Genomic DNA, 15,572 nt, shown 5'->3' on the forward strand with positions numbered 1-15,572 from the left:
ATATGTCTTATTCTTGCGATAACGACGAAGTTAATGTAGGGAAATCATGTCAAGAAAGTGTCCACTTACTGGGAAAAGACCTCGCCGTGGCAATAGCTACACCATCAGAGGTATTGCAAAAAAGAAAAAGGGAATTGGTTTAAAGGTTACAGGGAAAACTAAGCGTCGTTTCTTCCCTAATATGGTTACCAAAAGGCTTTGGTCTACCGAAGAAAATAAATTTCTTAAACTTAAAATCTCAGCTTCAGCCCTGCGTCTTATCGATAAACTTGGCTTAGAAAAAGTAATAGCAAGAGCTAAAAGCAAAGGCTTCTAATCTTTAAAAACAAGGGGAAATAGTTATGTCTTCCTTGAGACGTCTTGTTTCCCTTTTGCGTTCCCAAAATGACCTTGTTGATGTCTTTGCTCCCGTTGATCCTTATTTAGAGCTTCCTGAAATTCATCGCAGGGTTATCGAAGGCCATGGGCCAGCCCTTTTATTCCACAATGTTCACGGGGCCTCTTTCTCCGTTCTTACAAACCTGTTTGGCACTCAAAAACGAGTGGATCAAATCTTTTCCAGTGTTCCCGAAGACTTAATCCCCCAAGTTATTCATTTGCTTGCTTCCCCACCTAAACTATCTCAATTATGGAGAAACCGTAGCCTGTTGTTTCGAGGGTTATCTTTGGGTTTACGGAAAGCTCGTTTCTCAAAACTTCCCCATAAAAAGATGCCATTGGTTGATTTACACCGATTACCTATGCTGACAAGCTGGCCTGAAGATGGCGGAGCTTTTCTCACCCTTCCCTTGGTCTATACAGAATCCCCAAATTCTAAAATTCCAAATTTAGGGATGTATCGGATGCAAAGGTTCGATAGAGAAACTCTCGGCTTGCATTTTCAAATCCAGAAAGGTGGAGGAATGCATTTTTATGAGGCAGAACAAAAAAAACAAAACCTTCCGGTAACGGTATTGTTATCAGGCAATCCTTTCCTGATACTTTCTGCAATAGCTCCATTACCTGAGAATATCTCAGAGCTCCTTTTTTGTACCTTTTTACAGGGATCAAAACTACTCTACAAACAAGATCCCGATACCACCCATCCCTTACTTTATGATTCAGAGTTTATCCTAACAGGAGAGGGTATCTGTGGTGAGCGCAGAGCTGAAGGGCCTTTTGGCGATCATTTTGGCTACTACAGCCTTCAGCACGACTTCCCAATTTTTAAATGTCGGAAAATCTATCATCGAAAAAATGCTATCTACCCCGCAACAATTGTTGGCAAACCCTATCAAGAAGATTTTTATCTAGGGAACAAGCTTCAAGAATACCTATCCCCACTATTTCCTATGGTCATGCCGGGAGTTAAACAATTAAAAAGCTATGGAGAAGCTGGTTTTCACGCACTAACAGCGGCCGTGGTTAAAGAGCGCTACTGGAAAGAATCCCTAGCTTCGTCTTTAAGAATTCTTGGAGAAGGTCAGCTATCTTTAACCAAATTCCTTATAGTCACAGATCACCATGTAGATCTAGAGAACTTCCCCGCACTTCTACAAGTATTGTTATCCCGTATGGTTCCTGAGCGTGATTTAGTAATATTTTCAGAAACATCCAATGACACGTTGGATTATACAGGGCCTAGATTAAATAAAGGGTCTAAAGCAATTTTCATGGGAATAGGTCCGGAAATTCGAGATCTCCCACATAAATATCAAGGAAGATCTATTCATGAAGTCACCAATATAGGAAGTTTCTGTCCTGGTTGTCTCGTCCTTGAAACTTCTCACCACGTTAATATAAATGCGCTACTCAATAACCGGGATTTGCACTCATGGCCGTTTATTGTTCTTACAGAAAATCTACAAGAAACATTAGCAAGCTCTAAAGATTTTCTATGGAGAACCTTCACTCGTGCTGCTCCAGCAACAGATCTACACGTACGTTTCAATAAGGTCTCTAATCATAGGCCAGATTATAGTTTCCCCATCATACTCAATTCTCTAATGAAGCCCCACTACCCTAAAGAAGTTAGGGCTGATGAAGAAACCATACAAAAAGTTTCCTCCAGATGGAATGAGTATTTCCCTAAAAATTGATCCATTCTATTCCGACTGATTTATTGATTTTATTTTAAACTATGATTTTATAGTACAAATTTTATTACTAAAATTAAATATAAAAACAACAAAGATAATTAAACTTGTGAAAAAGAAAACTAATTCGAGATTAAAAATCATATTCACTTTAGGATCACTATTCTTCTTCGGTGTACTTACAAAATCTCACACTCCCGACACATTTCAAACTTTTATCTCTTCACAAGAGCCTGTAATTTATTCCAAACAATGCGGGGATAATTCTCTTAAAGTGCTCTGTGATGCTATAGACTCTGCAAAGAAAAGCATATTTCTTCGTATTTATCGTCTCAGTGCCCCCGAAATTTTTACAAGCCTTGCTAATCAAGCTAATGCTCAACTTAATGTTACTATTCACTACGAAAAAATGGCTAAATCTCAGGAGTTTCCCAAAAATCATAATGTACTACTTGTCGAGCATCCTTCTGTAGGAAGAAGGCTTATGCATAAAAAATCCCTCGCTATAGATGACAAATACGCCTGGTTAGGATCAGCAAACTATACCCATTCCTCTTTTCTTCAAGACAGCAACTTAATTATTGGTTTGAAAAGCAAAGAGTTGTGTCGATATATCAGGAATGAATCTTCAGGAACATGCGTTATTCACGATCAGAATCTACGGTATTTCTCCTTACCTGGAGATCAAGGTCAGGCCCTATCACCAGTATTACAAATTCTAAGAACTGCGCGAAAGACTGTGCGTTTAGCGATGTTTGCCCTAACCTATCCCCCGGTTTTTCATGAATTAAATGAGGCAAAAAAACGTGGGGTAGACGTGAAAATTTTAATTGATAAAGACTATAAGAATTTATCCATAAAGCAAATACAGTCTTTAAAAGATTCTAATTTAACACTACATACGAAAACAACACGCTACCGCCTACACCATAAATTTGCGGTAATAGATCAAAAAATCCTGATAGCTGGATCAGTAAACTGGTCGGAATCTGGATTTTGCATAAATTCCGAAGATATGATTATTCTTGATAACCTTACAGACAAACAGATAAAGAAGCTGAATAAAATCTGGGAAGATTTAGAAAAACAAAGCGTTCTAACCTATCCGTCCGGAGGAGAAGAGGAAAAAGTCATCGATCTATATAAGGAAAAACGAGCGGCCTAACTTTCATCATCCTTATGCCAGAACAATAGGGAGGCCATGTCTAACACTCCCCTATTGCGAGCTATAACCCAAGCTTCTGCGGCATTAGCAATTGCCTGAGCCGCAGATGCTCCTATCTTCACAGTCTTTTTATTTTTGGCAACATTAAAAGACCTTTCTTTTTTAGAAGACTCTTGACTATCGTCCTCCTGATCTTCCTTTTCTTTGTATCCTTTATTTTTCAATCTTCTAAAATCTAAATCCACATGGCGTAGTTGAGACAAAAGCACCCGCGCCTGTTTGCGGTTAAGTATTTTAATACGGTGCTGTCTCTGTTTTTCTCCTTTTTCTTGATCAGCAATAGCCAACAACGCCAAACGCATTGCCTCATTCCTGGCTATTTCATCAGAGATCTTCTGATTTAAAGGTGTCTGGCTGTGAGGATCTTTGCATGTTCCCTGCGGGGGAAAAGCTCCATAAGGATCAAAAGGTATTATGCGCACGTTAATCCCCCTAATCTAATTTTCTAGATTTGCCTTTTTCGTCTTTGACGGAAAAACGTTTGTTGTCTTGCCCCTGGTTCTGTCCAGAGAATCCTCCGCCGCTATTTCCGCTTCCATCATCATGCACAGAAGCTGCCTCGGGCTTTCCTTGTACTCCAAGACGCGATGAGGCTGCAAAAAGTTGCGGACTACGAAAAATCAGAGGTGGGTCTATAGCAACATTACGGTATTGATAAATCAAAGGATCTGGAGGTGCTCCAGGACCTTTCTTATCCTCTACCTCTTGTTTATATTCTGATAAAGAACGAGGTAAAGGTGCCAGCAAAGACACTCCCTGTTGTAGGGAAAACATATAAGCAGAACTTACAGTATCGTATCCAGCAGATCCTGCAGAGGCACCGTATTTAGGAGAGGGATTTTCTTCAGGAACCGGAGAAAATACAGAATCACTATTGGATAAAGAAGAAAAGCTTGTCTCTTTCTCAGAACTTACATCTGGAATACTATCACTAGGAGTGGGATTTGCGGGAAAACGGTAGGGATTCTCATTATGATCCACGGATAAAGAAGAAGTTTTTACCTCTCCGCCAATTTTATCCACAGAAACAAACCTTGTATTTGATTCATTATTAGAGATTCCTATGGGGGCGTGCTCCGGTTTATCATTATAACTGAGCGTAAGAGTTCCAGAAAATTTCGGAGGAGGAAAACTCGTATTTCCTCCAGCCCAAACGGATGCCCCTATAGGGGCATAAACAGAAGCAGAAACTCCTGAAGAGAGCAAACTTTCCATCATTTTTGCCAAAGCAAGTTGCTCTTTTAACAGATCTTCTTGACTCTCCTTTTTCTCAGCCTCTTTAGCAGAATTCTGTAAAATCCCGGATCCCTCTACATCCAAAACTTCGACCTTGCCTGCATTACGTCCCGAATCAATAATTTTTGTATTTTTTGAGGAACTCTCAGTTCTCGTATCCGTACTCAAACCGCGATTATCCAAATCAGACAGATCTACCATGCCCTCATTGCCAACAAGAGATGCCCTGCGCAATAAAGATGAAGTCTCAATATTTGGATCTAAAATAGTACTAACCATCTCCCCGCCCAGGCGATTTATTGTCCAAGCCGCTACTTCGGATTCTGTTTTCACAGCCCTATCCATGTGAAATACACTAAATGAAGCTAGTGCAGATTTTGCCGCAGCATTGACATTCTCCCCTGTTACCTGTAGGGAAGGTAAGGATGTGGATCTTAATGAATCTAGGGAAAGCTTGGAAATATCCGAAGAAGAATCACTAATCCCTGAGGCATCTAGATAAAAACTTTGCATCTCTGGAGAAATACGATTACCCTTCCTGCTGACCATTTCCATATCGCTAGGCAACATGGATCTCCCCTCACCATTAGCTTCTGCTTGGCGAGCAGAAACTCTCGAAGCTCTTGTTCCAAACCCTAAGAGAAATCCTTGAAGACTCGCTCGAACTTTAGAAAATGATCCTTTCAATTTTTCTTTCGGAGATGTAGAAGCCTTTTCCTGAGTTTTTTTATACTTTCCCTCGTTAATCTGCAGCTCTGTCTCATAATTCGCTGCAACCCCAGATTGAGTCATGCTCTCTAGTTTCTTAGAAAAGGTCTCCTTTGTCTCAGAAAAAACCGTTTCTTTGGGACCTGACAACGACTCCGGTTGTTTCCCCATAATCGTTGGGTCCCATTTACTAGGTCCAGAAGGAGAAATATTGCTATTTCCAGAAACTGCCATAATTTATTCTCAGAGTTTTTATAAAAAACACCACTAGTTACATTCTAATTTTAAAATAAAAAATAATTAATTCAAAAAAAAGAACTTAAGAAACAATTAAAACAAAAAAATGGCAAAAAAAACGCAAGGTGGCGGCACCTTGCGAAAAAAACTAGGATAAGGGGAAGGGAAAAAAGCGGGTAGATGCAAGAAAGTGCATCGCTATCGCTCCAGACAGGTATTCGTACCAAACTATACAGCAATATTAAGATTGTGGAGATCTTATATTGCCACAGCTTCTGGAACGCTAAAAATTAGCCCAGGCCATCCCAACCCTTATTACGGGTTTGTCCCGTTCTGCAAGTTTTTTTAGCTCTTAAAGTTCAACCTCATAGCTTTATGGAATATCTTCCAAAATTGTTAATATCAGTAAAAACAAAGCCATCCTGATAGTTAAAAATTAATACATGATTAGAATCATGAATTTGTCTATCTAATAGGGAACGTACTAAATTGTCATACTCTTCAGCGCGATGACGAAGTTGCTTTTGATCCTTAGAAATAAGGAACTTAGATTTATTTTCTTTTAATTTTTTGGGCTTATTCAGAAACTGCTCGGTCTTTTTTTGAATCAACCGAGACAAATCTCTTTTATTTCTTTTCTTCTTTGTCCCACTCATAGAAATAAAACTTTTCTAATTAAACCCTAAAATTAATTTTAGTTAAAAACTTATAATTAAACAAAATATTTAATTCGATTAATAGAAGGTGCAAGCTAACAAATGATTTGAAAAAAATTAAAATAATAAAGAAAACATTAAGAAAGTAAGAGCAAAAAATCTTAAATCTTGCTATGAACCTTAGTGAATTTATCCTAGATCAGCTCATGAACCAATCGGTATCTTTTCAATGCCTTTGTCTCTCTATATTGAGTTTCTTTATCTGTTCTCAATACAGTCCTGACTTACGCCCGATTTTCTTCTCACCTTATTTAGTGGCAAGTTTTTATAGACTATCCAAAGAAAGAGTCTTGGTTCACGCGTTAGTTATTGGCCTATTTTGCGATATTGGATCCTCGTATCTATTTGGGATTCATACATTTTTATACGTTATAACAGCTGCTCTTCTCTATAGAATGCATACGATCTTCCTTAAGGATAAATGGCTATCGATACCCCTCATTAATTCTGTGTTCGCCCTGTTATTCTCTTACTTCTCCTATCCAACACTTGCCTTCTTTAATCATAAAATTAACTGTAGCCTCTATTCTCTTCTATTAGATGCAAAGCACGCCTTCACAATCGATTTCATTTATAGCGGAATAATTTACCTCCTCCCCTGCATACTCACTCAAGGGATCCAAGAGACCAGAGGCTATCTAAGGAGTCGCTCATGTTATTAAAAGGCACCCCCGTTGCCGAGAGGATTTTAGAAAAACTCAAACAAAAAATCTCTCAAAGTCCAACACCTCCAGGTCTAGCAGTAGTACTCATTGGGAATGATCCTGCATCCGAAGTTTATGTCGGAATGAAGGTAAAAAAGGCTATGAATCTAGGAATGGTGTCTAAAGCACATAGACTACCTTCTGATGCAACCCTTACAGACATTCTTAAGCTCATCGAACGATTAAACAACGACCCTACAATTCACGGTATCCTAGTTCAGATCCCTCTGCCAAAGCATTTAGATAGTAATGTAATTATTCAAGCAATCTCTCCAGAGAAAGATGTGGACGGTCTCCATCCCGTAAATATGGGAAAACTTTTATTGGGACAATTAGGTGGATTTTCTCCGTGCACTCCGGCTGCGGTTATTGAGCTACTCAACTACTATGATATTCCGCTTCAAGGACGTCATGTTGCTGTTGTGGGAAGAAGTAATATTGTTGGCAAGCCATTAGCTGCAATGTTGATGCAAAAACACCCCACTACGAATGCAACAGTGACTTTGCTTCATAGTCAATCACAAAATTTCACGGAAATTTTAAAAACAGCTGATATCATCGTGGCTGCCGTTGGGGTGCCCCTATTTATTCAAGAGAATATGATCTCTCCTAATGCTGTCATTGTTGATGTAGGTATATCGCGGGTCGCAACAAATAATGATAAGGGCTACATGCTAGTCGGAGATGTAGACTTTAATAATGTTGTCACCAAGTGTAAAGCAATCACTCCTGTTCCCGGAGGTGTCGGACCTATGACAGTGGCCATGCTAATGAAAAATACATGGGAAAGTTATCAAAAATCCTCCTCATAACTCTCTTATCCTGGATTCTTCAGGGATGTTCTCCTAAGCTTACAACTTTAGAAGGCGAAAGGATGACCATACCCTACCGCATCGTCATAGGAAAACGTCTATCAAACCAGGAGACAGAACAGTTAAAAAAAGAAGTCAATACAGTATTTCATGTCATCGATACTATTTATAATAACTGGAATAGGGAATCAGAATTATCTAAAATCAATCGATCTCCTGCAAATGTAGCGATTCCCCTCTCTAAGGAATTATTAGCATTCCTAAAACAAGTAGATACATTTTACCAATTATCAGGAGGAAGATTCGACCCCACCTTGGGTCCATTAAAAAATCTGTGGCTATTGCATCTTAAACAACATTCTCTCCCCAATGAGCAAACTTGGAAAACCTATTATGAAAACACAGGGTGGGAGCATATCTCAATAGATTTTACTAACCAAACAATTACGAAACAACATGCTGATATACAGCTTGACCTTTGCGGCGCCGTAAAAGGTTTCGCTGTTGACTGTCTATTAGAAACTTGTCAGAGATTTTGCACGAATAGTTATGCTGAGTGGGGAGGTGAAATTAAAACCTCTGGACGCCACCCCACAGGAAGACCCTGGCGTATAGCTTCCTCTGCAACAACAAAAATCATAGAACTCAATAACACTGCAGTTGCTACAAGCGGAAACTACCACCAACAATGGTCTATAGAAGGGAAGATCTATACTCATATCCTAGATCCTCGTACAGGGAAACCCCTAGAACTTCACGATTATCCCATAGTATCCGCAACTGTTATTCACTCCAGTTGCGCTTTTGCAGATGCCATGGCGACAGTACTCATGACATTTTCAACAAAAGCGGAAGCTTTAGCTTGGGCTCAAAAAAATAATATAGAAGCTTTTATCAACGATAACGCTTCATAGCAGATTCGACTTCTCGTTGCTTCTCCCTCGCTATAATCGTTTGTCGCTTATCGTGAGCTTTCTTACCACGACAACAACCAAGACGAATTTTCACATAACCTCGAGACAGAAACATTCCTAAAGGAATAATCGTTATCCCTTTTTGAGAAACTTTACTCTCTAATTTTTGAATTTCGTATCTATGAAGCAAAAGCTTGCGCTTCCTTCGCTCTTCATGATTATAAATATTCCCAAAACGATAGGGAGCAATACTAGCATTCAATAACCAAGCCTCTCCTTTAGAGATAGTCACATAAGCATCACCGAGATTTCCTCCGTGATCACGCAAAGACTTAATTTCGGTTCCGGTAAGTACAACACCAGCATCTACAGTATCCAAAACCTCATAATTACGTAAGGCTTTGCGGTTAGAAACAATTTCCTTACTGGACATAATTTTTACCCTTTCCCCACCTAGAGAGTTGAGCAGGAGTATAACAAAAAAACTGATTTTCTTTCTTGAACTTAGCAAGTGACTATCATAGAAAAATCCTAGCAAATATCTAGAAGACCATAAAATCCCTTTATAGTAATATCCTGCTTTATCCTAAGGAGGCTCCAGCGAAGAGATCCCGAGGATCCCCCTATTCTCTTAGGGGCAAGATTGAATTTAATGGCTTACAGTTGTAGGAAAATATGAAGTTCGTCGTATCCCGAAATGAGTTAGGAAACCTTATAAAAAAAATTCAAAGCGTTGTTCCTCAAAATACTCCTATCCCTGTGCTTACTCATGTACTTATTGAAACATGCAATGACGAGCTCGTTTTTACTGCTACGGATCTTACTGTAAGCACCCGCTGTGTAGCCCAAGCAAAAGTTTATGAATCAGGAGCTATTTCTATTCCTTCTAAAAGATTTTTCCAGCTAGTGAAGGAATTAACAGAGGCGAATCTTGAAATCTCTGCAACCACCGGAGAAATGGCAAAAATTACCTCGGGATCTTCTTGCTTCCGTCTACTAAGTATGGGGAAAGAAGACTTCCCTATGCTTCCTGACATCCAAAATTCTATAAGATTTACTCTCCCCGCAGAACAGCTTAAGGAAATGCTACAGCGTACTTCATTCGCTGTTTCCCGAGAAGAAAGTCGTTATGTTCTTACTGGGGTTTTATTAACGATTGCGGATGGAATGGTTACCGTAGTGGGTACAGACGGGAAACGGTTAGCAAAAACTGATACAGAAATTTCTTTAGATAAAAGCTTTGCTGGTGACTATATCGTTCCTATTAAAGCTGTCGAAGAAATGATTAAGCTCTGTTCTGAAGACTCTGAAGCTACAATCTTCTTAGATCAAGCCAAAATTGCTGTAGAATGCGGCAATACATTGTTAATTACAAAATTACTTTCTGGAGAATTTCCTGACTTCTCTCCTGTAATCTCTACAGAAAGCAGTGTGCAGCTAGATCTTCATAGGGAAGAACTCATTACCCTATTAAAACAGGTAGCTTTATTTACTAACGAGTCTTCTCATTCTGTGAAATTCACCTTTACTCCTGGAGAGCTCACCCTAACAGCTAACTGTACGAAAGTCGGCGAAGGGAAGGTCAGCATGGCAGTAAATTATTCCGGAGAATTACTGGAAATTGCATTTAATCCTTTCTTCTTCCTCGATATCTTAAAGCATAGTAAAGATGAGTTAGTTCGATTAGGCATTTCAGACTCTTATAATCCTGGGATTATTACTGATTCCACACGCAGCCTATTCGTTATTATGCCAATGAGATTGCATGATGATTAATGAATATTCTTTCCCTGCGTCTTAAGAATTTCAGAAATTATAAAGAAGCCAAGATTTCTTTATCTCCAAATATGAATTATATTTTTGGAGAAAATGCTCAGGGGAAAACTAATCTTCTTGAAGCTCTTTATGTTTTGTCTTTAGGCAGGTCATTTCGGACTTCCCATCTAACGGAAGCGATTTCCTTTGGCTCTGCATACTTCTTTTTAGAAATGACCTGTGAAAAAGACGGGTTTTCCCATAAATTATCCATCTATGTAGATAAGCACGGGAAAAAAATCCTCAGCGATCAATCCCCCATAAAAACCCTGTCACAATTAATAGGCATGGTGCCTATAGTTCTATTTTCCTCCAAAGATCGCTTGTTAATTTCTGGATCTCCTTCTGATCGAAGGCTTTTTCTCAATTTGCTTTTATCGCAATGCGATCCCCAATATAAGCATACCCTTTCTTATTATCATCGAGCTTTACTACAAAGAAACTCCCTACTTAAAACTAAACAAATCTCTACATTATCCGTTTGGGATGAGCAACTTGCCACTCTAGGTGCTTATCTAACACTAAGTCGGTTTACTTGTTGCGAACAACTGAATCAGTTAGTTCAAAAATTATGGAATAATTCTTTATCCGAACATATACGTATAAAATTTAAAAGCTCGCTAATTAAACAGGACAAGCTTTCTAAAGAATCTATTATTGAAGAACTTCGCAAACAGCTAACATCTTCTCTTCATCGCGATTTAGAATTAGGAAGCACATCTGTTGGCCCACATCGAGAAGACTTTACTTTAATGATTAATGACCTTCCCGTATCACAATTTTCCAGTGAGGGTCAAAAACATAGTCTGCTTGCAATTCTTAGACTCGCAGAATGTCTCTATATAAAAAACATTCACAACGTATGTCCCTTATTCTGTATGGATGATATTCATTCAGGATTGGACAATCACAGAATCTCTCAATTATTAGATCTAGCTCCTACTCTAGGACAAACTCTAATGACGTCTACACACCTTCCTCATCAAACATTATCCAAAAATAGTCGGATATTTTTAGTTAATCAAGCTCAAGTATCTATTCATTCGCATTCCATTATTAAATAGTCGTGTTTTTATTAATTCATAATTAGTCGGTTAATTATTTTTTAAAATAAGTTAATTAACGCGCTGGTTTTTAATAAAAAACTTATTAAAATAATTATATCGGTGTGCAAATGAATAAATTTTTATTAATTTTACTGTTCTTAATATCTGGGACGTCGCTTTTAGCAGATACCTCTATAATTCAAACACTTCCTTCAGGAATTGGTGGAATTAAAGAAACATCTCAACAAAAAGAGTCCGTAATCTGTGTTCACGCATTTTTAAGATCTTACAGATCATTAAAACCTATTGGTAATGTCTTAGAAAAAGAAAATTACGACGTATTTATTTGGAACTACGAAACCCGAAAGTTTACATTAGAAAGACACGCAGATCATCTTGTTAAGCTTATTAAAAAAATTGCGGAATTAAAACCTGGAGTCCCTATTAACTTTGTAACGCACTCTGTTGGAGGAGTTATAGTCCGTGTTGCCCTGGCTAAGCCAGACTGCCCTCAAGAAGCAAAATGTGGGAAAGCTATACTCATGGCCCCCCCAAATGCAGGATCTACATTAGCAAGACGTTATAGATCCTTAGCCATCGTGCAGTTTATTTTTGGAGGAAAGCTAGGTAGACAGTTACTTACCTACGGACCTCAAAAAATGCTAAGTGTTGCCAAACTTCCTTCAACAGTAGATGTTCTTATACTTAGCGGGAACAAACGTAGCAGGTTTCTTCCTTTCCGTTTAGAGTGTGAAAATGATGGGAAAGTATGCACCGTAGAGACCTGTTTAGATACTCCGCACAAAGGATATGTGATTAACACCAATCACACTTATATCATCAATAATAAGAAATCTATTTTCCTCATGAGAGAGTTTCTAAAACACGGAAGTAAAACCGAAGCTATAGAACAGGTCCCTGAGGAAATAGAACAAAAAGTAAAGGAAAACAAACAAAAGAGCTCTAGGTTAAATACAAGCAAAAACAAGGATATTTACGTTATCCATTGTTTTGGCTCTCATCCTTATAACCTCTATGGTTTTCCAAAAACTTGGTAACCTAGCTCGCAGCAAAAAAACGAATCAAATCTTGAAACGTTAGAAAAATAAAAAAGGCTATCAATAATAGAGAAAACGGAATTAACAGCTTCTCAATAAGGTTCATATTTAAACGCCGTCTTGAAATCATCTCCCAGAAGCAAAGGACAATGTAGCCTCCATCCAATACTGGAATGGGAAGAAGGTTTAAAACAGCTAAATTGATACTTACTAGCCCAACCCAAAATAGAGCTTCTGAAACCCCTAGCGACCATCCTTTATGTAGCATTTGAACAATACCCACGGGTCCTGATAACCATTGAGGACTCAGTCTGCCCACAACTAACGCTTTCATGGTGCGTAGACTATCTTTAGAAATATTAGCAATTAAGACATCGGGTCTAGGATTATATTTTATAGTCATATCCTTCAAAGGAATTCCAAGGGATAATCTTTGCTTTTCTATTTCTATTCTATCTAAATAATAGCGCCTCTGATCTTGATTCTTAAATTTTTTCGCTATTTCACGACGTTTATTTAAAAGATCATCAGAATAAATGCTAATCCAAGGCTTAGGCTGTACTGGGGGCAGCAAACGATATTGTCCCGACTCGCGCACTTCTTGAGCACTGCCTATTGAATTAATAATTGCTAATAGATCCTTAGCCTCATAAGAGCGAATAAATCGGTCATCAGCAATCGAAGAATCTACTTTCTCTAATTGCTCGGGAGCCATTTTCTGAACAATTATAGATACCTTATGGCTTTGGACTAAACGTAAAATATCTGTACTACCACTCACAGGAGTGCCGTCTATAGCCAATATACGATCCCCTAATTCTAACTTTTCTTCCATAGAAGGAAATGGAGATTCAGGATCTATAGGCTGTAGCTCTCCTTCTACATAACCATAGCTGTTAATCACATAAGGTAAGATATATAAAGAAGACCACTTACCTTTAATCCCAGCTTCATACTGATTATCAATAAGTTCATTCCTTACGTAAGGAGATAGATACAGCGTGCTTGCTAATATTCTAGGAATACGTAATGACACTTCCTTATCGTTACGAGAAATCTTAACAAAGGCATAGGCTTCATTAAGCATCTGCGATACTTGCATCGGAGAAAATAGCAGCTTCCCGTCCATCCATACTAATCGATCCCCAGGAAGGATATTAGCTGAATACATAGGAGATTCTTTTAAAATGGGCTCCTGAGAGCGGTATAACAAATAGCTAGCCCCTGCAAGAGGAACTCCGTTTGTATTCACGTCAAATTCCGTATCAAAAGAAAACTCGCTAGGAGTAGTTGAAAGGTATGCAGGACGCTCTACTTTAAGGGATAGATGTTTGTCTAATACAGCAGAGGTAATTGCATCTTTATCCGAGTAATAAGGCTTACCGTTACAAGTAAGAATCTCATCCCCGAGTTTTAGCCCCTTCTCTTTTAAAATAGGATTGACCCAACCAACAATACGAGAATACTCAGAATAAGCCTTACTTCTACCGCCTGAAATATACAAAGCACCAAAAGCAACAAAAGCTAATAAAATATTAGCTATAGGACCTGCGGCAAGAACTATGATTCTTTTCCAAGGAGATTTACTGAAAAACCCTTGGGGAACATCATAAATAGAACCTTGTTCTGTTCCCTTTTCTCTTTTGTCCATACCTTTAATGCGAACATAGCCCCCAAAAGGGAAAATACCTATACGATATTCGATGTTTCCAATTTTCTTTTTATATAAAGCCGGACCAAAACCAATACTAAAACTATCAACAGCCATACCTACAGACTTGGCTGCCAGTAAATGACCCAATTCATGGACCAATACCAAAACCCCCAAAGCAAGGGCTGCAAGAATAAAATATACTATTGTCATATACGTACCGGGTTATATCTCCTGAGCAAGGGCTCGAGCTTCTTCATCAACAGCAAGGACATCTTCTAACGAGGTGCATGCAAAAACTCTATAATTTTCCATAAGCCTTGTTAACTTATCTAAAATATCGCACCAAGCAATTTCCTCTGCTAAAAATCTTTGAACCAAGACCTCATTAGCAGCATTAAAAAATGGTCCCGAGGATCCTTTATTTTTTAACACTTGTCGTGCCAAACCAATACTCGGGAAACGCTCTTCGTCTATAGGGAAAAATTCTAACGTTTGTTTTATAGAAAAATTTATCCCCTTATGAGGCGCTGGATAACGTTTGGGGGTGGTTAATACGTGCTGTATGGGGAAGAGCATATTAGGCGGATTCATTACAGAAAGCACCGTCCCATCCAGAAACTCTACCATACCATGAATTAAACTTTGAGGGTGAATTACAGCGTCTATCTCCGCGTTCTCCAATCCAAACAACCAGTAAGCTTCTATTATTTCTAAACCTTTATTTACTAATGTCGAAGAATCCACGGTAATTTTGGCTCCCATATGCCATATAGGATGTTTCAATACATCTTGAACAGTTACATGAGCCAATTCTTCTTTAGTTTTATGTAATAAAGGGCCTCCAGAGGCAGTTAACAATAACTTCTTTACTTCTAAAGCATTCCTCCCCTCTAAACATTGGTACAAGGCATTGTGTTCGCTATCTACAGGGAAAATCTCTGTTTGATATTGTTTAGCAAACTCCTTGATGATTTCTCCGGCAGAAACTAAAACTTCTTTATTTGCTAATGCTAGGACTTTTCCAGATTTCATAGCCTCTATGATTGCCGGTAAAGCAACAACGCCCGAAGATGCAGCTACAACCATATCAATTTCCTCAGCTGTAGCAGCAGCCATCAATCCTTCTTCACGAAGAAATGCCTGAATTTCAGGGAACTCCTTACGAATTTCAAAATAAAGCTGTTCATCATAAACAGAAACAATAGAAGGAGAAAACTCTCGAATTTGTTCAATAAACAAATCTTTATTATTACCGTATGAAGCAAGAGCGACCACATTGAATAGGTGAGGGAGAGACCGAACAATTTTCAAGGTCTGTTGCCCTATGCTTCCAGTGGATCCAAAAATAGATAAATGTTTCAAATAACAACCT

The 15,572-nt window shown here is 38.5% G+C and carries 15 protein-coding genes; 9 read left to right on the plus strand and 6 right to left on the minus strand.

Features of this window, described 5'->3' with window-relative positions:
* The first annotated feature begins 46 nt into the window (after nucleotides 1–46).
* The 3 genes from rpmB to CF_RS02810 all read left to right on the plus strand — a co-directional run bounded on the left by rpmB (nucleotide 47) and on the right by CF_RS02810 (nucleotide 3,240).
* Nucleotides 47–316, plus strand: a complete 270-nt coding sequence (rpmB, locus tag CF_RS02800; RefSeq protein WP_011458104.1) for a 50S ribosomal protein L28 — start codon at nucleotides 47–49, stop codon at nucleotides 314–316.
* A 25-nt stretch (nucleotides 317–341) separates the two neighbouring features.
* A complete protein-coding gene (locus CF_RS02805; protein WP_011458105.1) occupies nucleotides 342–2,078 on the plus strand; it encodes a menaquinone biosynthesis decarboxylase in 1,737 nt (578 codons plus the stop codon).
* A 106-nt stretch (nucleotides 2,079–2,184) separates the two neighbouring features.
* On the plus strand, nucleotides 2,185–3,240 hold the full coding sequence (locus tag CF_RS02810) for a phospholipase D-like domain-containing protein (RefSeq protein ID WP_011458106.1): 1,056 nt from the start codon (nucleotides 2,185–2,187) through the stop codon (nucleotides 3,238–3,240).
* On the opposite strand, the gene CF_RS02815 is transcribed toward CF_RS02810, so the two are convergent.
* From CF_RS02815 to ltuB, 3 genes are all read right to left on the minus strand, one after another.
* A complete protein-coding gene (locus CF_RS02815) occupies nucleotides 3,237–3,722 on the minus strand; it encodes a hypothetical protein (protein WP_011458107.1) in 486 nt (161 codons plus the stop codon). The genes CF_RS02810 and CF_RS02815 overlap by 4 nt on opposite strands.
* Nucleotides 3,723–3,732: 10 nt before the next feature.
* Nucleotides 3,733–5,478, minus strand: coding sequence for a hypothetical protein (locus tag CF_RS02820; protein ID WP_011458108.1), 1,746 nt, complete (start codon nucleotides 5,476–5,478; stop codon nucleotides 3,733–3,735).
* A 368-nt stretch (nucleotides 5,479–5,846) separates the two neighbouring features.
* Nucleotides 5,847–6,137, minus strand: coding sequence for a late transcription unit protein LtuB (gene ltuB / locus CF_RS02825; protein WP_011458109.1), 291 nt, complete (start codon nucleotides 6,135–6,137; stop codon nucleotides 5,847–5,849).
* Between the two features lie 206 nt (nucleotides 6,138–6,343).
* Between ltuB and mreD the strand changes: the two genes are divergently transcribed.
* The 3 genes from mreD to CF_RS02840 are packed head-to-tail and all read left to right on the plus strand — an operon-like array spanning nucleotide 6,344 to nucleotide 8,627.
* Nucleotides 6,344–6,859 carry a rod shape-determining protein MreD gene (gene mreD / locus CF_RS02830; RefSeq protein WP_041468090.1) on the plus strand — a complete coding sequence of 172 codons (516 nt, stop codon included), beginning with the start codon at nucleotides 6,344–6,346 and terminating at the stop codon, nucleotides 6,857–6,859.
* On the plus strand, nucleotides 6,850–7,713 hold the full coding sequence (gene folD / locus CF_RS02835) for a bifunctional methylenetetrahydrofolate dehydrogenase/methenyltetrahydrofolate cyclohydrolase FolD (RefSeq protein ID WP_011458111.1): 864 nt from the start codon (nucleotides 6,850–6,852) through the stop codon (nucleotides 7,711–7,713). Before mreD ends, folD begins: the two co-directional genes overlap by 10 nt.
* Complete coding sequence (locus CF_RS02840) at nucleotides 7,683–8,627, plus strand: FAD:protein FMN transferase (RefSeq protein ID WP_011458112.1); 945 nt, start codon at nucleotides 7,683–7,685, stop codon at nucleotides 8,625–8,627. The genes folD and CF_RS02840 overlap by 31 nt, the downstream gene beginning before the upstream one ends.
* Here CF_RS02840 and smpB read toward each other — a convergent pair.
* Entirely contained in the window at nucleotides 8,608–9,060 is a 453-nt protein-coding gene (gene smpB, locus CF_RS02845) for an SsrA-binding protein SmpB (protein WP_011458113.1), read from the minus strand. The genes CF_RS02840 and smpB overlap by 20 nt on opposite strands.
* A 242-nt stretch (nucleotides 9,061–9,302) precedes the next feature.
* Here smpB and dnaN point away from each other — a divergent pair, with 242 nt between their 5' ends.
* The 3 genes from dnaN to CF_RS02860 all read left to right on the plus strand — a co-directional run bounded on the left by dnaN (nucleotide 9,303) and on the right by CF_RS02860 (nucleotide 12,546).
* Nucleotides 9,303–10,403, plus strand: coding sequence for a DNA polymerase III subunit beta (dnaN, locus tag CF_RS02850; protein ID WP_011458114.1), 1,101 nt, complete (start codon nucleotides 9,303–9,305; stop codon nucleotides 10,401–10,403).
* A complete protein-coding gene (recF, locus tag CF_RS02855; RefSeq protein ID WP_011458115.1) occupies nucleotides 10,403–11,506 on the plus strand; it encodes a DNA replication/repair protein RecF in 1,104 nt (367 codons plus the stop codon). The genes dnaN and recF overlap by 1 nt, the downstream gene beginning before the upstream one ends.
* A 110-nt stretch (nucleotides 11,507–11,616) precedes the next feature.
* A complete protein-coding gene (locus CF_RS02860; protein ID WP_011458116.1) occupies nucleotides 11,617–12,546 on the plus strand; it encodes an esterase/lipase family protein in 930 nt (309 codons plus the stop codon).
* Nucleotide 12,547: 1 nt separating this feature from the next.
* Here CF_RS02860 and CF_RS02865 read toward each other — a convergent pair whose 3' ends face one another.
* Both CF_RS02865 and dxr read right to left on the minus strand, forming a co-directional pair.
* On the minus strand, nucleotides 12,548–14,410 hold the full coding sequence (locus CF_RS02865; RefSeq protein ID WP_011458117.1) for a site-2 protease family protein: 1,863 nt from the start codon (nucleotides 14,408–14,410) through the stop codon (nucleotides 12,548–12,550).
* Nucleotides 14,411–14,422: 12 nt separating this feature from the next.
* Nucleotides 14,423–15,562, minus strand: coding sequence for a 1-deoxy-D-xylulose-5-phosphate reductoisomerase (gene dxr / locus CF_RS02870; RefSeq protein WP_011458118.1), 1,140 nt, complete (start codon nucleotides 15,560–15,562; stop codon nucleotides 14,423–14,425).
* Between the last annotated feature and the right edge of the window lie 10 nt (nucleotides 15,563–15,572).

Source organism: Chlamydia felis Fe/C-56, from assembly GCF_000009945.1.
Classification (GTDB): Bacteria; Chlamydiota; Chlamydiia; order Chlamydiales; family Chlamydiaceae; genus Chlamydia; species Chlamydia felis.